The 22,024-nt window shown below is 54.7% G+C and carries 20 protein-coding genes and 1 tRNA gene; 20 read left to right on the top strand and 1 reads right to left on the bottom strand.

The window, feature by feature from the left end:
- Window positions 1-206: 206 nt before the first annotated feature.
- Window positions 207-1,499, bottom strand: coding sequence for a citrate synthase (locus AC1RKG_RS13340; protein ID WP_020825670.1), 1,293 nt, complete (start codon window positions 1,497-1,499; stop codon window positions 207-209).
- A gap of 733 nt (window positions 1,500-2,232) precedes the next feature.
- On the opposite strand from AC1RKG_RS13340, the gene sdhC reads away from it, so the two are divergent.
- The 20 genes from sdhC (at window position 2,233) to AC1RKG_RS13240 (ending at window position 22,023) form a co-directional block, all read left to right on the top strand.
- On the top strand, window positions 2,233-2,622 hold the full coding sequence (sdhC, locus tag AC1RKG_RS13335; protein WP_020825671.1) for a succinate dehydrogenase cytochrome b556 subunit: 390 nt from the start codon (window positions 2,233-2,235) through the stop codon (window positions 2,620-2,622).
- Window positions 2,616-2,963 (top strand): succinate dehydrogenase membrane anchor subunit, encoded by a 348-nt coding sequence (gene sdhD / locus AC1RKG_RS13330; protein WP_020825672.1) that lies wholly within the window; start codon window positions 2,616-2,618, stop codon window positions 2,961-2,963. Before sdhC ends, sdhD begins: the two co-directional genes overlap by 7 nt.
- A 1-nt stretch (window position 2,964) precedes the next feature.
- Entirely contained in the window at window positions 2,965-4,731 is a 1,767-nt protein-coding gene (gene sdhA, locus AC1RKG_RS13325) for a succinate dehydrogenase flavoprotein subunit (protein ID WP_020825673.1), read from the top strand.
- A gap of 16 nt (window positions 4,732-4,747) precedes the next feature.
- The gene (locus AC1RKG_RS13320) at window positions 4,748-5,464 is read left to right on the top strand and encodes a succinate dehydrogenase iron-sulfur subunit (RefSeq protein ID WP_020825674.1); all 717 of its coding nucleotides are present in this window, start codon (window positions 4,748-4,750) and stop codon (window positions 5,462-5,464) included.
- 261 nt (window positions 5,465-5,725) lie between these two features.
- A complete protein-coding gene (gene sucA / locus AC1RKG_RS13315) occupies window positions 5,726-8,539 on the top strand; it encodes a 2-oxoglutarate dehydrogenase E1 component (RefSeq protein ID WP_020825675.1) in 2,814 nt (937 codons plus the stop codon).
- 11 nt (window positions 8,540-8,550) lie between these two features.
- Window positions 8,551-9,765 (top strand): 2-oxoglutarate dehydrogenase complex dihydrolipoyllysine-residue succinyltransferase, encoded by a 1,215-nt coding sequence (odhB, locus tag AC1RKG_RS13310; protein ID WP_044548916.1) that lies wholly within the window; start codon window positions 8,551-8,553, stop codon window positions 9,763-9,765.
- Window positions 9,766-10,005: 240 nt separating this feature from the next.
- Window positions 10,006-11,172, top strand: a complete 1,167-nt coding sequence (gene sucC / locus AC1RKG_RS13305; protein ID WP_020825677.1) for an ADP-forming succinate--CoA ligase subunit beta — start codon at window positions 10,006-10,008, stop codon at window positions 11,170-11,172.
- Window positions 11,172-12,044, top strand: coding sequence for a succinate--CoA ligase subunit alpha (gene sucD, locus AC1RKG_RS13300; protein WP_020825678.1), 873 nt, complete (start codon window positions 11,172-11,174; stop codon window positions 12,042-12,044). The genes sucC and sucD overlap by 1 nt, the downstream gene beginning before the upstream one ends.
- 775 nt (window positions 12,045-12,819) lie before the next feature.
- Complete coding sequence (cydA, locus tag AC1RKG_RS13295; RefSeq protein ID WP_020825679.1) at window positions 12,820-14,388, top strand: cytochrome ubiquinol oxidase subunit I; 1,569 nt, start codon at window positions 12,820-12,822, stop codon at window positions 14,386-14,388.
- A gap of 14 nt (window positions 14,389-14,402) precedes the next feature.
- On the top strand, window positions 14,403-15,542 hold the full coding sequence (gene cydB / locus AC1RKG_RS13290; protein WP_020825680.1) for a cytochrome d ubiquinol oxidase subunit II: 1,140 nt from the start codon (window positions 14,403-14,405) through the stop codon (window positions 15,540-15,542).
- A 17-nt stretch (window positions 15,543-15,559) separates the two neighbouring features.
- Window positions 15,560-15,673 (top strand): cytochrome bd-I oxidase subunit CydX, encoded by a 114-nt coding sequence (gene cydX, locus AC1RKG_RS13285; RefSeq protein ID WP_004949761.1) that lies wholly within the window; start codon window positions 15,560-15,562, stop codon window positions 15,671-15,673.
- Window positions 15,673-15,969 carry a cyd operon protein YbgE gene (gene ybgE / locus AC1RKG_RS13280; RefSeq protein ID WP_020825681.1) on the top strand — a complete coding sequence of 99 codons (297 nt, stop codon included), beginning with the start codon at window positions 15,673-15,675 and terminating at the stop codon, window positions 15,967-15,969. Before cydX ends, ybgE begins: the two co-directional genes overlap by 1 nt.
- 130 nt (window positions 15,970-16,099) lie before the next feature.
- A complete protein-coding gene (ybgC, locus tag AC1RKG_RS13275) occupies window positions 16,100-16,504 on the top strand; it encodes a tol-pal system-associated acyl-CoA thioesterase (protein ID WP_020825682.1) in 405 nt (134 codons plus the stop codon).
- Window positions 16,501-17,184 (top strand): Tol-Pal system protein TolQ, encoded by a 684-nt coding sequence (gene tolQ / locus AC1RKG_RS13270; protein ID WP_039992358.1) that lies wholly within the window; start codon window positions 16,501-16,503, stop codon window positions 17,182-17,184. The genes ybgC and tolQ overlap by 4 nt, the downstream gene beginning before the upstream one ends.
- 12 nt (window positions 17,185-17,196) lie before the next feature.
- Window positions 17,197-17,625, top strand: coding sequence for a colicin uptake protein TolR (gene tolR / locus AC1RKG_RS13265; protein WP_020825683.1), 429 nt, complete (start codon window positions 17,197-17,199; stop codon window positions 17,623-17,625).
- A gap of 82 nt (window positions 17,626-17,707) precedes the next feature.
- A complete protein-coding gene (gene tolA / locus AC1RKG_RS13260; protein WP_217330919.1) occupies window positions 17,708-18,973 on the top strand; it encodes a cell envelope integrity protein TolA in 1,266 nt (421 codons plus the stop codon).
- Between the two features lie 132 nt (window positions 18,974-19,105).
- A complete protein-coding gene (gene tolB, locus AC1RKG_RS13255) occupies window positions 19,106-20,398 on the top strand; it encodes a Tol-Pal system beta propeller repeat protein TolB (protein WP_020825685.1) in 1,293 nt (430 codons plus the stop codon).
- A gap of 44 nt (window positions 20,399-20,442) precedes the next feature.
- Window positions 20,443-20,958, top strand: a complete 516-nt coding sequence (gene pal, locus AC1RKG_RS13250; RefSeq protein ID WP_020825686.1) for a peptidoglycan-associated lipoprotein Pal — start codon at window positions 20,443-20,445, stop codon at window positions 20,956-20,958.
- A 9-nt stretch (window positions 20,959-20,967) separates the two neighbouring features.
- Window positions 20,968-21,768, top strand: a complete 801-nt coding sequence (gene cpoB / locus AC1RKG_RS13245) for a cell division protein CpoB (RefSeq protein ID WP_493183238.1) — start codon at window positions 20,968-20,970, stop codon at window positions 21,766-21,768.
- A 179-nt stretch (window positions 21,769-21,947) separates the two neighbouring features.
- Window positions 21,948-22,023: transfer RNA gene (locus AC1RKG_RS13240), tRNA-Lys, on the top strand.
- Window position 22,024: the final 1 nt, after the last annotated feature.

Raw genomic sequence — 22,024 nt, 5'->3', positions numbered from 1 at the left:
AGCCGCCCATCGGGCGGCTTCAGATTATTGACAAAGGGGGATAAAAGCGTGGTTTTTCCCCCTTTGTGTTATCAGCCGAAAATCAATAAATTGATTTTCCTTATTATTATCAAACCTTTGGTGACTGCTGCCAAACTATATGTTTGTCAGCAGTCACAAGCCGCCCATCGGGCGGCTTGTGCTGCTTTATGTAGGGTAAAGCGGCGTTATTTGTTTTTCACCTGGGATTTGAAATCGCGTTCGGCATAGCCGGTGTACAGCTGGCGCGGACGGGCAATCTTGATGCCTTCGTCGTGCATTTCGTTCCAGTGTGCAATCCAGCCGATGGTACGGGCGATGGCGAAGATTACGGTGAACATGGATGAAGGAATACCCATTGCCTTCAGAATGATGCCTGAGTAGAAGTCGACGTTCGGGTACAGCTTCTTCTCGATGAAGTACGGGTCGTTCAGCGCGATGTGTTCCAGCTCCATCGCCACTTCCAGCAGGTTGTCGTCCTTCTTGTTCAGTTCTTTCAGCACTTCGTGACAGGTTTCGCGCATCACGGTGGCGCGTGGGTCGTAGTTCTTGTACACGCGGTGGCCAAAGCCCATCAGGCGGAAGGAGTCGTTCTTGTCCTTGGCGCGCTTGATAAACTCAGGGATGTGCTCAACGGTTTTGATCTCTTCCAGCATTTTCAGCGCGGCTTCGTTGGCGCCGCCGTGTGCCGGCCCCCACAGGGAGGCGATACCGGCCGCGATACAGGCAAACGGGTTAGCGCCTGAAGAACCTGCGGTACGTACGGTAGAGGTGGAAGCGTTCTGCTCGTGGTCTGCGTGCAGGATCAGGATGCGATCCATTGCGCGTTCCAGCACAGGGTTCACCACGTATTCTTCACACGGGGTTGCGAACATCATGTGCAGGAAGTTACCGGCGTAGGACAGGTCGTTACGTGGATAAACGAAAGGCTGGCCCAGGGAATATTTGTAACACATGGCCGCCACGGTAGGCATTTTGGACAGCAGGCGGAACGCGGTGATCTCGCGGTGACGCTCGTTGTTGACGTCCAGCGCATCGTGGTAGAACGCCGCCAGGGCACCGGTCACGCCGCACAGTACTGCCATTGGGTGCGAGTCGCGGCGGAAACCACGGAACAGATGGGTGATCTGGTCGTGGATCATGGTGTGGCGGGTTACGGTCGTTTTAAAGGTTTCGAACTCTTCTGCGGTTGGGGTCTCGCCGTACAGCAGGATGTAGCACACTTCCAGGTAAGAAGACTCTTTCGCCAGCTGTTCAATCGGGAAACCGCGGTGCAGCAGCACGCCTTTGTCACCGTCGATAAAGGTGATTTTTGATTCGCAGGAAGCGGTAGAGGTAAAGCCGGGATCAAACGTGAAATAACCTTTGGAGCCCAGGGCGCGGACATCGAGGACATCGGGGCCCAGTGTCGGGGATAATACGCCCAGTTCGATTGGAGCTTCACCATCATTAATGGTTAGCGTCGCTTTCTTATCAGTCATTTACTGTCTCCTTAGCGCCTTATTTTAAAAACCTCTAACAACTGAAATACCTTAATTCTCCTCAGGTTGCCCGCAAAAAATGGTGCGGACGCTAACTCTGTGAGCGACTGCGCAAATGCGCGGGTAGGGTACAGAGTGCTAACCAGGCGAACGAGGCGGGTGACCAGTTGTTAACGATTCATCGGAATTCGTTATATTCTGTTAATCTTACCTACGACGTGTTCGGGGGTTGTTGAACCTATCCCAATAAACTGTTTTATATGCCTTATTTTGTTTAATCTGCGGCGAACTGCTGCAAACATGTCCGGCAAAAACCGCCATTGGGATAGGTTCTGCCAAATACACTGTTGCATATCTTGAACACAGGGGGAAGTGTATCTGCTGACCTATAGCGCATCATAGGACCGTTTGTGCCCCTATATGTAATGGAATTGTTGATCTCTTGTCAAATCAGATAATTAATTTTGTGCCAATTGTGAAATTCGTGATCTAAATCACTGTTCGGGGGAAATGTTACCAAAGGGATTGTATGGGAATTGTAATCAGAATGTGATCCTCCTATACTGCCGCCAGGTCTCCGGGATACCCTGAAGTAGGAGCACCCAGCGTTATAACTACGCGCCGTTTAAGCACAGAGGATGTTGTTGTTTGAGCGCGTGACGTGTGAGGGTTTTGGCTCTTAACGCTGTCTGATCCCCGCCCAGGCCGGAGGAAGGAAAATAATAAGAGCTGTGTGGGCAAAAACGTGAAAAAACAAAGACCTGTCAACCTGGATCTGCAAACGATCCGGTTTCCCGTAACTGCGATAGCGTCCATCTTACACCGAGTCTCTGGCGTAATTACCTTCGTTGCCGTGGGTATCCTCCTCTGGCTGCTGGGCCTGTCTCTCTCTTCCCAAGAGGGGTTCATGCAGGCTGCCGCCATCATGAATAGCTTCGTTGTCAAATTCATATTCTGGGGCATCCTCACGGCGCTGGCCTATCACATTTGCGGTGGTATTCGCCACTTGTTAATGGATTTTGGCTATATCGAAGAGAGTTTAGCTGCCGGTACCCGTTCTGCCCAGGTGGCGATCGGTCTGACCGTCGTGCTGTCAGTTCTGGCTGGAGTCCTCGTATGGTAAACAATGTTTCTGCATTAGGACGCAACGGCGTACACGACTGGTTGTTACTGCGTGCTTCCGCTATCGTCATCACCCTGTATGTTCTGTATATCCTGGGCTTCTTCGTTACGGCTCCGGATCTCACCTACGAAATCTGGCGCGGCTTCTTTGCCACCTCTATTACGAAAGTGTTCACTCTGCTGACGCTGCTGTCGATTCTGGTTCACGCCTGGGTCGGTTTGTGGCAGGTATTGACGGATTACGTCAAACCTTTGGCGGTACGTCTGGTGTTGCAACTGGCGATTGTTGTCGTGTTGCTGGTCTATTTACTGTACGGAACAATCGTAGTGTGGGGTGCATAAGATGAAACTGCCGATCAGAGAATTTGATGCTGTAGTTATCGGTGCAGGCGGCGCAGGTATGCGCGCGGCACTGCAAATTTCTCAAGCAGGCTCCAGCTGTGCCCTGCTGTCCAAAGTATTCCCGACCCGTTCCCATACCGTGTCTGCGCAGGGCGGCATCACCGTCGCGCTGGGTAACAACCACGATGATAACTGGGAATGGCATATGTATGACACGGTGAAAGGTTCCGATTATATCGGTGACCAGGACGCCATTGAATATATGTGTAAAACCGGCCCGGAAGCGGTTCTGGAGCTGGAACATATGGGCCTGCCGTTCTCCCGTACGGACGAAGGCCGCATTTATCAGCGTCCGTTCGGCGGCCAGTCACTGAACTTCGGTGGCGCACAGGCGGCACGCACCGCTGCGGCGGCTGACCGTACCGGTCACGCGTTGCTGCACACCCTGTACCAACAGAATTTGAAAAACCACACCACTATCTTCTCCGAGTGGTATGCGTTGGATCTGGTGAAAAACCAGGATGGCGCAGTGGTCGGCACCACGGCTATCTGCATCGAAACCGGTGAAGTGGTTTACTTCAAAGCCAAGGCCACCGTGCTGGCGACCGGCGGTGCGGGCCGTATTTACCAGTCCACCACCAACGCCCATATCAACACCGGCGACGGTGTCGGCATGGCGCTGCGCGCCGGCGTGCCGGTGCAGGACATGGAAATGTGGCAGTTCCACCCGACCGGCATCGCCGGCGCCGGGGTCTTGGTGACCGAAGGTTGCCGTGGTGAAGGCGGTTATCTGCTGAACAAACACGGCGAGCGTTTCATGGAGCGCTATGCGCCGAATGCCAAAGACCTGGCGGGCCGTGACGTCGTAGCCCGTTCTATCATGATTGAAATCCGCGAAGGCCGCGGCTGTGACGGTCCATGGGGCCCACACGTCAAGCTGAAGCTGGATCACCTGGGCAAAGAAGTACTGGAATCCCGTCTGCCGGGCATTCTGGAACTGTCGCGCACCTTCGCGCACGTCGACCCGGTGAAAGAGCCGATTCCGGTTATCCCAACCTGCCACTACATGATGGGCGGTATTCCGACCAAAGTGACCGGCCAGGCGTTGACCGTGAACGAAAAAGGCGAAGACGTGGTGATCCCGGGTCTGTTCGCCGTGGGCGAAATTGCCTGCGTTTCAGTGCACGGTGCCAACCGTCTGGGCGGCAACTCGTTGCTGGACCTGGTGGTGTTCGGTCGTGCCGCCGGCATGCATCTGCATGAGTCTCTGGCGGAGCAGGGCGAAAGCCGTGATGCCAGCGATTCTGATGTAGAAGCATCGCTGGATCGTCTGAACCGCTGGAACAACACCCGTTCCGGTGAAGATCCGGTCGAAATCCGTAAGGCGCTTCAAGCCTGCATGCAGCACAACTTCTCGGTATTCCGCGAAGGCGATGCGATGGCGAAAGGCCTGGAAGAGCTGAAAGTGATCCGTGAACGTCTGAAGAACGCACGTCTGGACGATACCTCCAGCGAGTTCAACACCCAGCGCATCGAATGCCTGGAGTTGGATAACCTGATGGAGACCGCGTTTTCCACCGCCGTGTCGGCCAACTTCCGTACCGAAAGCCGTGGCGCACACAGCCGCTTCGACTTCCCGGAACGTGATGACGCCAACTGGCTGTGTCACTCGCTGTATCAGCCGCAATCGGAAAGCATGACGCGTCGTGAAGTGAACATGCAACCGAAGCTGCGCCCGGCATTCCCGCCGAAAGTGCGTTCTTACTAATTGCGGAGATCGATTGATGAAACTCGAATTTTCAATTTATCGCTACAATCCGGATGTTGATGACGCTCCGCACATGCAGGATTACAGCCTGGAAGCGGAAGAAGGTCGCGACATGATGTTGCTGGATGCCTTGATCCTGCTGAAAGAAAAAGATCCTAGCCTGTCGTTCCGTCGTTCCTGCCGCGAAGGCGTGTGTGGTTCCGACGGGATCAACATGAACGGTAAAAACGGCCTGGCGTGCATCACCCCGATCTCGTCGCTGCGTAAAGGCAACAACAAGATTGTGATCCGCCCGCTGCCTGGCTTGCCGGTAGTGCGCGATCTGGTGGTGGATATGGGTCAGTTCTACACCCAGTATGAAAAGATCAAACCTTACCTGCAGAACGACGGCAAGAACCCGCCGGCGCGTGAACACCTGCAATCGCCAGAGCAGCGCGCCAAGCTGGACGGACTTTATGAGTGCATTTTATGCGCTTGTTGTTCGACCTCTTGCCCGTCATTCTGGTGGAACCCGGACAAATTCATTGGCCCGGCTGGCCTGCTGGCGGCATACCGCTTCCTGATTGACAGCCGCGACACGGAAACCGAAGAACGTTTAGACGATCTAGACGACGCTTTCAGTGTTTTCCGCTGCCATAGCATTATGAATTGTGTCAGTGTATGTCCTAAAGGCTTGAACCCGACGCGTGCTATCGGTCATATCAAGTCTATGCTGCTGCAACGCGGCGCATAAGCGGAATGAGATGCTGCGCCGGGCAGTTTCCGGCGCACATCACAAAGGAGGGAGCCTCTAAAAACTGACCCGTGGCTGCGGCACTATGCAGCCAGGTTCGCCCGCCGGTTTTTAGAGGTTCCTTGTAAGGGACCGCAAGGTCCATAGCAGAACGTACCGTAAAAGTACGTCGAGTGAACCGTTTCTACGGCAAACCGTATCCATCACGGTAATTATGTTAACCACGGCGAAAACTAAAGCTTCAAAGCTTAAGGGATCATGATGCAGAACGGCGCAATGAAGGCCTGGCTGGATTCCTCCTATCTGGCGGGCGCGAACCAGTCTTACATAGAACAGCTCTATGAAGACTTCTTAACCGATCCGGGCTCCGTTGAAGATAGCTGGCGTTCCATTTTTCAACAGCTACCAACCGCGGGTGTAAAACCCGATCAGCTTCACTCTCAAACGCGTGACTACTTCCGCCGCCTGGCGAAAGACTCCGCGCGTTACAACACCACCATCAACGACCCAGACACCGATGCCAAACAGGTCAAGGTACTGCAGCTGATTAACGCCTTCCGTTTCCGCGGACATCAGCATGCCAACCTCGATCCGCTCGGTCTGTGGCAGCGTGAGCAAGTTCCTGACCTTGAACCCGCCTATCACAACCTGACCGAAGCCGACTTCCAGGAAACCTTCAACGTGGGTTCTTTCGCTATCGGCAAAGAAACCATGAAGCTGGGCGACCTGTATGCCGCGCTGAAGCAGACTTACTGCGGCTCGATCGGTGCGGAATACATGCACATTACCAACACTGAAGAGAAACGCTGGATCCAGCAGCGTATTGAATCGGTGGTGGGGCACGCCAGCTTTACCGATGATGAGAAACGCCGCTTCCTGAACGAACTGACCGCAGCGGAAGGTCTGGAGCGTTACCTCGGTGCCAAATTCCCAGGGGCGAAACGCTTCTCGCTGGAAGGTGGCGATGCGCTGGTACCGATGCTCAAAGAGATGGTGCGTCACGCCGGTAAGAACGGTACGCGCGAAGTGGTATTGGGCATGGCCCACCGCGGCCGTCTGAACGTGTTGATCAACGTACTGGGCAAAAAACCTGCCGATCTGTTCGACGAGTTTGCCGGCAAGCATAAAGAACACCTCGGCACCGGTGACGTTAAATATCACCAGGGCTTCTCCTCCGACGTAGAAACCGAAGGCGGCATGGTTCACCTGGCGCTGGCGTTTAACCCGTCGCACCTGGAGATCGTCAGCCCGGTGGTCATGGGCTCAGTTCGTGCTCGTCGTGACCGTCTGGACGAAGCGCGCAGCAATATGGTACTGCCAATCACCATCCACGGTGACGCCGCCATTACCGGCCAGGGCGTGGTTCAGGAAACCCTGAACATGTCGCAGGCTCGCGGCTACGAAGTGGGCGGCACGGTGCGTATCGTGATCAACAACCAGGTTGGTTTCACTACCTCCAACCCGTTGGATGCGCGTTCTACCGAATATTGTACTGACATCGCCAAGATGGTGCAGTCGCCGATCTTCCACGTAAATGCTGACGATCCGGAAGCGGTGGCCTTTGTGACCCGCCTGGCGTTGGATTTCCGTAACACCTTCAAACGTGACGTGATGATCGATCTGGTCTGCTACCGTCGCCATGGGCATAACGAGGCCGATGAGCCAAGTGCAACCCAGCCGGTGATGTACCAGAAGATCAAAAAACACCCAACGCCGCGCAAGCTTTATGCTGACGTGCTGACCGAACAAAAAGTCGCCAGCCTGGAAGATGCCACGGAAATGGTCAACCTGTATCGTGATGCACTCGACCGCGGCGATTGCGTGGTTGAAGAGTGGCGTCCGATGAACCTGCATAGCTTTACCTGGTCGCCGTACCTTAACCACGAATGGGATGAAGAGTACCCAAGCAAGGTTGAGATGAAGCGCCTGCAGGAACTGGCCCGTCGCATCAGCACCGTGCCGGAAGCGATCGAAATGCAGTCACGCGTAGCGAAAATCTACGCAGACCGCGCCGAGATGGCGGCAGGCAACAAAGCGTTCGACTGGGGCGCGGCGGAAACGCTGGCCTATGCCACCATGGTCGATGAAGGCATCCCGATTCGCCTTTCCGGCGAAGATGCCGGTCGCGGTACCTTCTTCCACCGTCACGCTGTGGTGCACAACCAGAAAAACGGTTCGGTCTACGTTCCGCTGGCCAATGTTCACAGCGGGCAGGGCGAGTTCAAAGTGTGGGACTCCGTACTGTCGGAAGAAGCCGTACTGGCGTTCGAATATGGTTACGCCACCGCAGAACCGCGCACCCTGACCATTTGGGAAGCGCAGTTCGGTGACTTCGCCAACGGCGCGCAGGTGGTGATCGACCAGTTCATCAGCTCCGGCGAGCAGAAATGGGGCCGTATGTGTGGCCTGGTGATGCTGCTGCCGCACGGTTACGAAGGCCAGGGTCCAGAGCACTCCTCTGCGCGTCTGGAACGTTACCTGCAGCTGTGTGCTGAGCAGAACATGCAGGTGTGCATCCCGTCCACTCCGGCACAGGTCTACCATATGCTGCGTCGTCAGGCGCTGCGCGGTATGCGCCGTCCGTTGGTGGTGATGTCGCCGAAATCTCTGCTGCGTCACCCGCTGGCAACCTCGTCTCTGGAAGAGCTGGCTAACGGCACCTTCCTGCCGGCTATCGGCGAGATCGACGAGTTGGATCCGAAAGCGGTCAAACGCGTGGTCATGTGCTCCGGTAAGGTCTATTACGATCTGCTGGAACAACGCCGCAAGAACGACCAGAAAGACGTGGCTATCATCCGTATCGAGCAGCTGTACCCGTTCCCGCATCAGGCCGTTCAGGCGGTGCTGGAGAAGTATGCTCACGTGCATGATTTCGTCTGGTGTCAGGAAGAGCCGCTGAACCAGGGCGCCTGGTACTGCAGCCAACACAACTTCCGTGAAGTGGTGCCGTTCGGGGCTTCTTTACGTTACGCAGGACGTCCAGCCTCTGCCTCTCCGGCAGTCGGTTACATGTCCGTACACCAGAAGCAGCAGCAGGCTCTGGTTAATGACGCGCTGAATATTGTTAAAGATTAAGGGAAAGCTAAATGAGTAGCGTAGATATTCTGGTACCTGACCTTCCTGAATCGGTTGCGGATGCGACCGTAGCCACCTGGCACAAGAAACCAGGTGACAGCGTCCAGCGTGACGAAGTTCTGGTTGAAATCGAAACTGACAAAGTGGTTCTGGAAGTTCCGGCAAGTGAAGCCGGGATCCTCGATGCGATCGTGGAAGAAGAGGGCGCAACCGTGCTTTCTCGCCAACTGCTAGGCCGCATCCGCCCGGGCGACAGCTCCGGCAAGCCGACCGCTGAGAAGAGCCAGGAGAAAGAAGCCACGCCTGCACAGCGCGCGACTGCCAGCCTGGAAGAAGAGAGCAACGACGCGCTCAGCCCGGCGATCCGCCGTCTGATTGCCGAACACGATCTCGATGCTGCCGCCATCAAAGGCAGCGGCGTGGGTGGCCGTATCACCCGTGAAGACGTGGAAGCGCACCTGGCTAACGGCAAAAAAGCCGACAAACCTGCCGCCGTCGAAGCCGCACCGCAGCCTGCTCTGAGCAGCCGCAGCGAAAAACGCGTGCCGATGACCCGCCTGCGCAAACGCGTGGCCGAGCGCCTGTTGGAAGCGAAGAACAGCACTGCGATGCTGACCACCTTCAACGAAATCAACATGCAGCCGATCATGGACCTGCGCAAGCAGTACGGTGAAGCCTTCGAAAAACGTCACGGTGTACGTCTGGGCTTCATGTCCTTCTACATCAAGGCGGTGGTTGAAGCCCTGAAGCGCTTCCCGGAAGTGAACGCTTCCATCGACGGTACCGACGTGGTGTACCACAACTACTTCGATATCAGCATTGCGGTATCTACCCCACGCGGCCTGGTAACCCCGGTACTGCGTGACGTAGACACCATGAGCATGGCGGACATCGAGAAGAAAATCAAAGAGCTGGCAGTTAAAGGCCGTGACGGCAAATTGACTGTGGAAGAGCTGACCGGCGGTAACTTCACCATTACCAACGGCGGCGTATTCGGTTCACTGATGTCTACCCCGATCATCAACCCACCGCAGAGCGCCATCCTGGGCATGCACGCCATTAAAGATCGCCCAATGGCGGTTAAAGGCCAGGTTGTGATCCAGCCAATGATGTATCTGGCACTGTCTTACGATCACCGCCTGATCGACGGTAAAGAATCCGTCGGTTACCTGGTGACGGTAAAAGAGATGCTGGAAGATCCGGCTCGTCTGCTGCTGGACGTATAACCCTGATGGGCGCGTATATCTTAAATCATTGAAGTTGCATCGCGGCGGCAACGGAGCGAATCCCCAGGAGCATAGTCAACTATGTGACTGGGGTGAGAGAAGGCAGCCAACAAAGATGCAGCTTTAAGGATGACAGAGATTGCCGCGCCCACACTCTGTGCTATGTGGCCGACGAAAGTCATGCGGTTTTCCGCCAAAATGACTCGGCTAAAACCTTCAGAACTGAATGGATAGAACATCATGAATTTACACGAATATCAGGCAAAACAGCTGTTTGCTCGGTATGGCATGCCGGCACCAACCGGTTACGCCTGTACCACACCGCGTGAAGCGGAAGAAGCCGCATCCAAAATCGGCTCCGGCCCGTGGGTGGTTAAATGTCAGGTTCATGCTGGCGGCCGCGGTAAAGCTGGCGGCGTTAAAGTTGTAAACAGCAAAGAAGATATCCGCGCTTTCGCTGAAGCCTGGCTGGGCAAGCGTCTGGTGACCTACCAGACTGACGCGCTGGGCCAACCGGTTCACCAGATCCTGGTAGAAGCCGCGACCGACATCGATAAAGAACTGTACCTGGGCGCGGTAGTAGACCGTGCCAGCCGTCGCGTGGTGTTCATGGCATCCACCGAGGGTGGCGTTGAGATTGAGAAAGTTGCGGAAGAAACGCCGGAACTGATCCACAAAATGACCATCGACCCACTGGCAGGCCCACAGCCTTACCAGGGCCGTGAACTGGCCTTCAAACTGGGCCTGACCGGCAAGCAAGTTGGCCAGTTCGCCAAGATCTTCATGGGCCTGGCAACCTTGTTCCTGGAGCGCGACCTGGCGATGGTTGAGATTAACCCGCTGGTGGTGACCAAGCAGGGCGATCTGATCTGTCTGGACGGTAAACTGGGCGCTGACGGTAACGCGCTGTTCCGTCAACCTGAGCTGCGTGAAATGCGCGACCTGTCTCAGGAAGACGAGCGTGAATCCCGTGCGGCACAGTGGGAGCTGAACTACGTTGCTCTCGACGGCAACATCGGCTGCATGGTTAACGGCGCAGGCCTGGCGATGGGGACCATGGACATCGTTAAGCTGCACGGCGGTGAGCCAGCCAACTTCCTCGACGTAGGCGGTGGTGCAACCAAAGAGCGCGTGACCGAAGCCTTCAAAATCATCCTGTCCGACGACAAGGTGAAAGCGGTATTGGTTAACATTTTCGGTGGTATCGTGCGTTGCGACCTGATCGCTGACGGTATCATTGGCGCAGTAGCCGAAGTGGGCGTTAACGTCCCGGTGGTGGTGCGTCTGGAAGGGAATAACGCCGAACTGGGCGCCAAGAAACTGGCGGACAGCGGTCTGAATATCATTGCTGCGACCAGCCTGACTGATGCGGCTCAGCAAGTTGTTGCGGCAGTGGAGGGTAAATAATGTCCATTTTAATCGATAAGAACACCAAAGTTATCTGTCAGGGTTTCACCGGTAGCCAGGGGACCTTCCACTCCGAACAAGCTATCGCTTACGGCACCAAAATGGTCGGTGGCGTGACGCCGGGCAAAGGCGGCACTCAGCACCTGGGCCTGCCGGTGTTCAACACCGTGCGTGAAGCGGTAGAAGCGACCGGCGCCACGGCGTCCGTTATCTACGTACCGGCACCATTCTGCAAAGACTCCATTCTGGAAGCTATCGATGCAGGCATCAAACTGATCATCACCATTACCGAAGGCATCCCGACGCTGGATATGCTGACCGTCAAGGTGAAGCTGGATGAAGCCGGCGTGCGTATGATTGGCCCGAACTGCCCAGGCGTTATCACCCCGGGCGAGTGCAAAATCGGCATCATGCCAGGCCACATCCACCTGCCAGGCAAAGTGGGCATCGTTTCCCGCTCCGGCACCCTGACCTACGAAGCGGTGAAGCAAACCACCGATACCGGTCTGGGCCAGTCTACCTGCGTAGGCATCGGCGGTGACCCGATCCCAGGTTCTAACTTCATCGATATCCTGAAGTTGTTCCAGGAAGATCCGCAAACTGAAGCGATCGTCATGATCGGTGAAATCGGCGGCAGCGCAGAAGAAGAAGCAGCGGCGTACATCAAAGAACACGTGACCAAGCCGGTAGTTGGCTACATCGCGGGTGTTACCGCGCCTAAAGGCAAGCGTATGGGCCATGCCGGCGCCATCATTGCCGGCGGCAAAGGCACTGCGGACGAGAAGTTCGCAGCGCTGGAAGCGGCAGGGGTTAAAACCGTGCGCAGCCTGGCTGACATCGGCGAGGCAGTTAAAGCGGTTCTGAACCGCTAATTTAATCTGCGGTAGTCCGTATTCAAGCAGGGTCAGACCAAGTGTCTGGCCCTGTTTTTTTTTGCCTGCGCGAGAGGGAATAGGGCATTGCGGTGGCCGTGGTGAGCGTTAGCGGCATCAATTAAAGGGGGGGGATGGGCGGACGTATTTAAGCGCTGCTTTATCGATAATTATTCTTTTTATTGCCTACAATTATCAGAGTAAAAAAATAAGCTAAGCTTGTCCTATTAGCAGGTTAATAAACGTTAACATCATTCACACTCGAGACTTCATTTAAATACAGATAACCATTAAATATCACATCTATTTAACACAAAAAGTACCTGGATAGACTACGAAACCATTATGTAACATAACCACAAGATAATTATGAGAAATTGTGAGCTGAATCTGGAAATAAAATTCAGATAGGCTTAAATTGTTCCAGATCAAATTAGGGCTGAGTACCTCTTTGGGCTAAAATTTGACCTGTAACCAAAAGTCTAACCCATATCACGTAAAAACCTATTTATTGTGTGGGATTGGGCGAGTATCATCCATGGTGAATATGGATGGTTGATCTTGTTGCATTTGTTACCCGTTGTCGGTTTTCAGTGGTGTGTTTAGTGCACTGGCCAGTACGGCCCGCGTCGAATGCATGGTTGAAAGCGGAGAAGCTGGATCAAATTTTTGTTGTGTTTAAGGGCATTCACTGCGGGGCGTTACCGGTAGCTTCACCCGAAGTCATATCGATAACCGCATGTCGGAGTCTTCCTGCGAGGAGCAAGGAGTCAAGATGTTTGATATTGTCGAACTGTCGCGCTTACAGTTTGCTTTAACGGCGATGTACCACTTCTTATTTGTCCCATTAACGCTAGGCATGGCGTTTTTGCTGGCAATTATGGAAACGGTATATGTACTGTCAGGCAAACAAATCTATAAAGATATGACCAAATTCTGGGGCAAGTTATTTGCAATTAACTTTGCTCTGGGTGTGGCCACCGGTTTGACCATGGAGTTCCAGTTCGGGACCAACTGGTCATATTTCTCACACTACGTCGGTGATATTTTCGGGGCCCCTCTGGCCATCGAAGGTCTGATGGCGTTCTTCCTTGAATCGACGCTGGTCGGCCTGTTCTTCTTCGGCTGGGATCGTCTGGGCAAGGTGCAGCACATGGCCGTAACCTGGCTGGTGGCACTGGGCTCAAACTTCTCCGCGCTGTGGATCCTGGTGGCCAACGGCTGGATGCAGAACCCTATTGCCTCGGACTTCAACTTCGAAACCATGCGCATGGAGATGCTCAGCTTCTCCGAACTGGTGCTCAACCCGGTTGCGCAGGTTAAGTTCGTTCACACCGTAGCTGCCGGCTACACCTGTGGTGCGATGTTCGTACTGGGTATCAGTTCTTACTACCTGTTGAAAGGCCGTGATACTGCCTTTGCCAAACGTTCCTTCGCAATCGCTGCCAGCTTCGGTATGGCTGCCGTACTGTCCGTAATCGTACTGGGTGATGAATCCGGCTACGAAATGGGTGACGTGCAGAAAACCAAACTGGCCGCCATCGAAGCCGAATGGGACACTCAACCGGCTCCGGCTTCCTTTACCCTGTTCGGTATTCCGAATCAGGATAAAATGGAAAACTCCTACGCGATCCAAATTCCTTATGCGCTCGGCCTGATTGCCACCCGCTCAACGGATACTCAGGTCACCGGCCTGAAAGATCTGATGGCGCAGCATGAAGTGCGTATCCGCAACGGGATGAAAGCCTACCAACTGCTGGAAGAGTTGCGCAGTGGCAATACCGATCCGGCGGTTCGCGCCGAGTTCAATAAAGCCAAGCAAGACTTGGGCTACGGTTTACTGCTGAAGCGCTATACCCAGAACGTCACCGACGCGACGGAAACGCAGATCCAGCAGGCGACCAAAGACTCGATCCCACGCGTAGCACCGCTGTACTTCGCCTTCCGTATCATGGTGGCCTGTGGCGTGCTGATGTTGCTGATTATCGGTTTGTCATTCTGGAGCGTGCTTCGTGGCCGCATTGGCCAGAGAAAGTGGCTACACCGTGCGGCGCTGTATGGCCTGCCGCTGCCGTGGATTGCCATCGAAGCCGGCTGGTTTGTGGCTGAATACGGTCGTCAACCTTGGGCGATTGGTGAGGTGCTGCCGACTGCGGTTGCCAACTCTTCACTGACTGCGGGCGACATTCTGTTCTCGATGGGGCTGATTTGCGGCTTGTACACCCTGTTCCTGGTGGCTGAAATGTACCTGATGTTCAAATTTGCACGTCTGGGTCCAAGCAGCCTGAAAACTGGCCGCTACCACTTTGAACAACCGACTGCCGCCGTGCAGGAAGCGCGCTAAACAGGAGTCCACGTATGTTTGATTATGAAGTACTGCGATTTATCTGGTGGGTCCTGATTGGCGTACTGCTGATCGGTTTCGCCGTCACCGACGGTTTCGACATGGGGGTCGGCATCCTGGTGCGCATTATCGGTAAAACCGATACCGAGCGCCGGGTGATGATCAACTCCATCGCGCCGCACTGGGACGGTAACCAGGTGTGGCTGATCACGGCCGGTGGTGCGCTGTTCGCCGCCTGGCCAATGGTCTATGCGGCGGCGTTCTCCGGTTTCTACGTCGCCATGATCTTGGTGCTGTCCGCCTTGTTCTTCCGCCCGGTCGGTTTTGACTACCGCTCGAAGCTGGAAAGCAGCCGCTGGCGCAACATGTGGGACTGGGGCATCTTCATCGGCAGCTTCGTGCCGGCGGTGGTGTTCGGCGTGGCGTTCGGCAACCTGCTGCAGGGCGTGCCGTTCCACATGGACGAATACATGCGTCTGTTCTACACCGGCAACTTCTTCCAACTGCTGAATCCGTTTGGCCTGTTGGCGGGTGTCGTCAGTCTGACCATGCTGGTGACCCAGGGGGCAACCTACCTGCAGATGCGTACTAGCGGTGAGATCCACCTGCGTGCACGTGCTGCGGCGCAGATCTCCACGTTGGTGATGGCGGTGTTCTTCCTGTTGGGTGGTATTTGGCTGGTGAAAGGCATCGATGGTTATGTGATTACCTCGGCGCTGGATACCATGGCGGAGTCTAACCCGATGCGTAAAGAAGTGGCTCATCAGGCCGGTGCCTGGTTGATCAACTTCAACAAGTATCCGCTGCTGTGGGCATTGCCTGCCCTGGGTGTGGTGCTGCCGCTGTTTACGGTGCTGTTCTCCCGCATGTCGAAAGACGCGCTGGCGTTCGTGACTTCGTCACTGACCATTGCCTGCGTGATCCTGACTGCCGGTGTGACCATGTTCCCGTTCGTGATGCCGTCAAGCACCGTGCCTAACATCAGCCTGACCATGTGGGATGCCACCTCCAGTCTGTTGACGTTGGAAGTGATGACCGTTGTCGCGGCGATCTTCGTGCCTATCGTTCTGGGGTACACCAGCTGGTCGTACTACAAAATGTTCGGCCGTCTCGACAAAAACTTCGTCGAGAACAACAAGCATTCGCTGTATTAAGGATAGGGAGCTAAACCATGTGGTATTTTGCCTGGATTCTCGGAACGCTTCTTGCCTGTGCCTTCGGTATCATCACGGCGCTGGCGCTTGAGCACCACGAAGATTCAAAAGCACAGCAAGACGGTAAGTGATGAGTTCGTCATTAACTGACAAGCTGTACGCCATGACTGACAAGGGCCCTGTCCGGGCCCTTTCACTGGTGCTGGCGTTGATTTTGGCGGGCTGTATTTTTTGGGATCCGACCCGCTTTGCGGCGAAGACCAGCTCGCTGGAGATTTGGGAAGGGCTGCTGCTGATTTGGGCAGTTTGCGCCGGGGTGGTTCACGGCGTTGGCTTCAAACCGCAGCGGACGTTATGGCGCGCTTTTTTCGCGCCACTTCCGGCAATTGTGATCCTCGCCGCAGGATTACTTTACGTTTCTTTATAATCTCCGTTATAACCCCGAGTTATGGGCCCTTCCGGCCCATAATTATTTTCGTTCCCCTCTTGTAACCCATTCCCAACCCGATCTGTCTTGCGTATAGTAGCACCGTTAAATTGCATTGCTGGGAAGTAGAGTGAGTAATACGTTGTTTCGATGGCCGGTTCGCGTTTACTACGAGGATACCGATGCCAGTGGTGTGGTCTATCACGCCCGCTATGTCGCCTTTTTTGAAAGAGCGCGCACCGAGATGCTGCGTCATCACAACTTTCATCAACAGCAGCTGCTCAGTGAACATGTCGCTTTCGTGGTTCGGCGCATGACGGTGGATTACCTGGCTCCGGCTCGTCTCGACGAACAGCTGGAAGTGCAGAGTGAAATCACCTCAATGCGCGGGGCCTCTCTCACGTTTGCCCAACGCATTGTCAATTCTGACGGGACTCTCTTGAGTCAGGCCGATGTGTTGATTGCATGCATTGATCCACACCAAATGAAGCCGATAGCGCTTCCTAAGTCTATTGTCGCGGAGTTTAAGCAGTGACTGACATGAACATCCTAGATTTATTCTTGAAGGCGAGCCTGCTGGTTAAGCTTATCATGTTGATTTTGATATGCTTCTCAGTGGCCTCTTGGGCGATCATCATCCAGCGCACCCGCATCCTGAATGCGGCCACGCGTGACGCCGAAGCCTTTGAAGACAAATTCTGGTCCGGTATCGAGCTTTCTCGTCTGTACCAGGAAAGCCAGGCGCGTCGCGATAGCCTGACCGGCTCAGAGCAAATTTTCCACTCTGGTTTCAAAGAGTTCGCTCGTTTACACCGCGCTAACAACCATGCGCCGGAATCGGTGATCGAAGGGGCGTCACGCGCCATGCGTATCTCGATGAACCGCGAGTTGGAAACGCTGGAAAACCACATTCCTTTCCTCGGCACCGTGGGTTCGATCAGTCCGTATATCGGTCTGTTCGGCACCGTGTGGGGGATTATGCACGCCTTTATCGCACTGGGCGCGGTGAAGCAGGCCACGCTGCAAATGGTAGCACCGGGTATCGCCGAAGCACTGATCGCAACCGCCATCGGTTTGTTCGCCGCTATTCCGGCCGTTATGGCCTATAACCGCCTCAACCAGCGCGTCAACAAGCTTGAGCAGAATTACGACAACTTTATGGAAGAGTTCACCGCTATTCTGCATCGTCAGGCCTTCTCCAGCGACAGCAAATAAGTAGGAGGTAGCATGGCGAGAGTTCGTGGACGTAATCGGCGCGAGCTGAAGTCCGAAATAAACATCGTTCCGTTGCTCGACGTGTTGCTGGTGCTGTTGCTGATCTTTATGGCAACGGCGCCGATTATCACGCAGAGCGTTGAGGTTGATCTGCCGGACGCCACCGATTCCAAGACGGTGTCCAGCGATGATAACCCGCCGGTGATCCTTGAGGTTTCAGGCGTGGGTCAATACACCCTGGTGGTGGATCACAACCGCATGGAGCTGCTGCCGCCGGAACAGGTTGCCGCCGAAGCCAAGTCGCGTTTAGCGGCTAACCCGAAAACGGTCTTTTTGATCGGTGGGGCGAAGGAAGTACCGTACGATGAGATTATCAAGGCATTGAATATTCTCCATCAGGCGGGCGTGGCTTCCGTGGGGCTAATGACCCAGCCAATCTGACCCTAAGGTCAGTGGCAACCCGGTTCCTGTGCCGTTGGCTCAGGAACCCCGTATAAGCAACACCAGTTTTTGGGAATCTATTTTGGTAAAGGCAACTGAGCAAAACGATAAGCTGAACCGCGCCGTTATTGTTTCGGTCGTTCTGCACTTTGTATTGATTGCCCTGCTGATTTGGGGATCGCTGCAAGAAAACGTCGACATGAACAGTGCCGGCGGCGGTGGCGATGGTTCTGTCGTCGGTGCAGTGATGGTCGATCCCGGGGCAGTGGTGGAGCAGTACAACCGCCAGCAACAGCAGAGTAACGACGCGCAGCGTGCTGAAAAGCAGCGCCAGAAAAAAGCGGAACAACAAGCCGAAGAACTTCAGCAGAAGCAAGCGGCGGAGCAACAGCGCCTGAAAGAGCTGGAGAAAGAGCGTTTGTCTGCGCAGGAAAAAGCGGCGCAGGACGCGAAAGAACAGGCTGAACAGCAGAAGCAGGCCGCAGAGCAGCAAAAACAGGCGGCGGAGCAACAAAAGCAGGCTGCTGAACAGCAAAAAGCGGCCGAGAACGCCGCGGCGAAAGCCAAAGAACAACAGAAAGTAGCGGAAGCTGCCGCCGCCAAGGCCAAGGCCGAGGCAGATAAAGTCGCTAAAGCACAGGCCGACGCGCAGAAGAAAGCGGAGTCTGAAGCCAAGAAAGAAGCGGCTGCTGCCGCTGCCGCCAAGAAACAGGCGGAAGAAGCGAAGAAAGCCGCTGCTGCCGAAGCTGCAGAGAAAAAGGCCGCTGCCGAAGCCGAGAAGAAAGCTGCAGCAGAAGCCGAGAAAAAAGCCGCAGCTGATGCCGAGAAGAAAGCGGCTGCAGAAGCTGAGAAAAAAGCCGCCGCTGCCGAAAAAGCCGCCGCTGAGAAAGCTGCTGCCAAGAAAGCCGCAGACGCCAAGAAGAAAGCGGCTGCCGCAGCGGCAGCTCAGTCTTCGGACGTCAATGATCTGTTTGGCGACCTGGCGGACGGTAAAAACGCGCCGAAAGGCGGCGGGGCTAAAGCGAAGGGTGACGGTAAACCGGCCGGTCAGGGCAATGCCAAGGCTGCAGGGGCGAGTGGTGCCGATATTGATGGCTATGCGGGGCAGATTCGTACAGCAATTCAGAATAAGTTTTATGATGCCAGTTCGTTTGCCGGTAAGACCTGTGACCTACGCATCAAGCTGGGGCCTGATGGCTTTTTGATTGACGTGAAATCGGTAGGTGGCGATCCTGCCCTGTGCCAGGCGGCTGTAGCTGCTGCGAATCAGGCGAAGATCCCGAAACCACCGAGCGATGCCGTTTATCAGCACTTTAAGAATTCGACCCTTGTATTTAAGCCACAATAACGGTTGATTAGCTAAGTCATATCGCAGGGATGTACTAAGGTAACCAACAGGGATTATGTAGTTTTGTTTGCGTTGGTTTGTTAAAATTCTGCTAATTTATCGCAGGCATCCCGCCTGGATAAGGGAGATGAGATGAAGCAGGCATTTCGAGTAGCGTTAGGTTTTTTAATACTGTGGGCCTCCGTTCTTCACGCGGAAGTTCGCATTGAAATCACCCAAGGGGTCGACTCCGCTCGCCCGATTGGTGTGGTGCCGTTTAAATGGGCTGGCCCAGGCACGCCTCCGGAAGATATTGGCAAGATTGTCGGCGCAGACCTGCGCAACAGCGGCAAATTCAACCCAATTGACGTAGCGCGCATGCCGCAGCAACCGACCACCGCGTCTGAAGTGACGCCGGCGGCCTGGACTGCATTGGGCATTGACGCAGTCGTGGTCGGACAGGTTCAACCTGGTGCGGACGGCGGCTACCTGATCTCTTATCAACTGGTGGACACTTCAGGTTCTCCAGGCACCGTATTGGCGCAGAACCAGTATAAAGTGACCAAGCAGTGGTTGCGTTATTCTGCTCACACCGCCAGTGACGAAGTGTTTGAAAAGCTGACCGGTATCAAGGGCGCATTCCGTACCCGTATCGCTTACGTTGTGCAGACCAACGGCGGGAAATTCCCGTACGAGCTGCGCGTAGCGGATTACGACGGCTACAACCAGTTTGTGGTACACCGTTCACCGGAACCACTGATGTCCCCGGCCTGGTCGCCGGATGGCAGCAAACTGGCGTACGTGACCTTTGAAAGCGGCCGCTCTGCGCTGGTGGTTCAGACCCTGGCTAACGGTGCTATCCGTCAGATCGCCTCGTTCCCGCGCCACAACGGTGCACCGGCGTTCTCACCGGACGGCAGCCGTCTGGCCTTCGCGCTGTCTAAAAGCGGCAGCCTGAACCTGTACGTGATGAATCTGGGCTCTGGCCAGATCACTCAAATCACCGACGGGCGCAGCAACAATACTGAACCGACCTGGTTCCCGGATGGCCAGTCTCTGGCGTATACCTCCGATCAGGGTGGCCGGCCACAGATTTATAAAGTCAGTGCCAGTGGCGGTGCGTCACAGCGTCTGACATGGGAAGGCTCTCAGAATCAGGATTCTGAAGTCAGCTCTGATGGTAAATTCCTGGTGATGGTGAGCTCAAACAACGGTGCTCAGCATATCGCCAAACAAGATCTCGGATCGGGTGCAGTTCAAGTTTTGACCGGCACCTTCCTGGACGAAACGCCTAGTATTGCGCCAAACGGCACCATGGTGATCTATAGCTCCACGCAAGGTATGGGCTCCGTGTTGCAACTGGTATCGACTGATGGGCGTTTTAAAGCGCGTCTTCCGGCAACTGATGGACAGGTCAAATTCCCTGCCTGGTCGCCGTATCTGTGATGCATGTGTAAATATGTATGGCAAACTATAAAAGGATTAAAGAAATGCAACTGAACAAAGTGCTGAAAGGGCTTCTGCTGGCACTGCCAGTCCTGGCTGTAGCAGCTTGTAGTTCTAACAAAAGCGCAAACAACGACCAATCTGGTCTGGGCGCTGGCGCTGGCACTGGTACAGAAAACGGCAGCAGCAACCTGTCTTCTGAAGAACAAGCTCGTCTGCAGATGCAAGAACTGCAGAAGAACAACATTGTTTACTTCGGTCTGGACAAGTATGACGTGAGCTCTGAGTTCGCTCAGATGCTGGACGCGCACGCTGCATTCCTGCGTAACAACCCGTCTTACAAAGTGACCGTAGAAGGCCACGCGGATGAGCGCGGTACGCCGGAATACAACATTGCCCTGGGTGAGCGTCGTGCTAACTCCGTGAAAATGTACCTGCAAGGTAAAGGCGTTTCAGCTGACCAAATCTCTATCGTTTCTTACGGTAAAGAAAAACCAGCAGTACTGGGCCACGACGAAGCGGCTTATGCTAAAAACCGTCGTGCAGTTCTGGTTTACTAAGAGAATCGCATGAACAGTAACTTCAGACGTCACTTGTTGAGTCTGTCGTTACTGGTTGGCGTAGCGGTCCCATGGGCCGCTACTGCCCAAGCGCCAATCAGTAATGTCGGCTCCGGCTCGGTCGAAGACCGTGTCACCTCGCTTGAGCGCATCAGCAATGCTCAAGGCCAGCTTTTAAACCAACTCCAGCAACAACTCTCTGACAATCAGCGCGATATTGACTCGCTCCGCGGGCAAATCCAGGAAAGCCAATATCAACTGAATCAGGTCGTTGAACGCCAAAAGCAAATCTATCAGCAGATGGATAGCATCAGCCAGGGCGGCGCTCAGAGCTCTGTTGCCGCAGCGGGTGCCGCGGGTGGAGCAGCAGCGGCTGCGTCCTCCGAAGGCGCTGACAGTGCGTCTGCGGGCGCTACAGCCGCAGCGCCGGCCAGCAAGGGTGATGAAAACAGCGACTACAATGCCGCTGTTTCATTAGCGCTGGAAAAAAAACAGTATGACCAGGCAATTTCTGCTTTTCAGACCTTCGTAAAACAGTACCCAAAGTCTACTTACCAGCCTAATGCCAACTATTGGCTGGGCCAGTTGTATTACAACAAGGGTAAGAAAGACGATGCGGCTTACTATTATGCGGTCGTGGTGAAGAATTACTCAAAGTCACCTAAGGCGCCGGACGCCATGTACAAGGTAGGTATCATCATGCAGGAGAAAGGGCAGGCCGATAAAGCCAAAGCCGTGTTCCAGCAGGTGATTAAACAATACCCAACCAGTGCGGCGGCCAAACAGGCGAAAAGTCGCGTAGCCGGTTAGTCAGAAAAAATAATGAGCCCAGAAGTTAGTCGATTTGACCGCTTTCTGGGCTCATTCGCGTGAAGAACAAGCAGTTGAACCCCTTGTTCAAAAATTTAGGTTGCGCTGCCAAGATAAATTAGTAATATATGCCGCCGTTGCCAAGACATCTTGCAAGATGTTAAAGCAGCAAGGAAATTGGGTCGTTAGCTCAGTTGGTAGAGCAGTTGACTTTTAATCAATTGGTCGCAGGTTCGAATCCTGCACGACCCACCAA

It is taken from the genome of Serratia sp. GW822-FHT06D09, assembly GCF_058799515.1.
The sequence above is the reverse complement of the archived record's forward strand: the minus strand, read 5'-3'. Positions and strand labels throughout refer to the sequence as shown.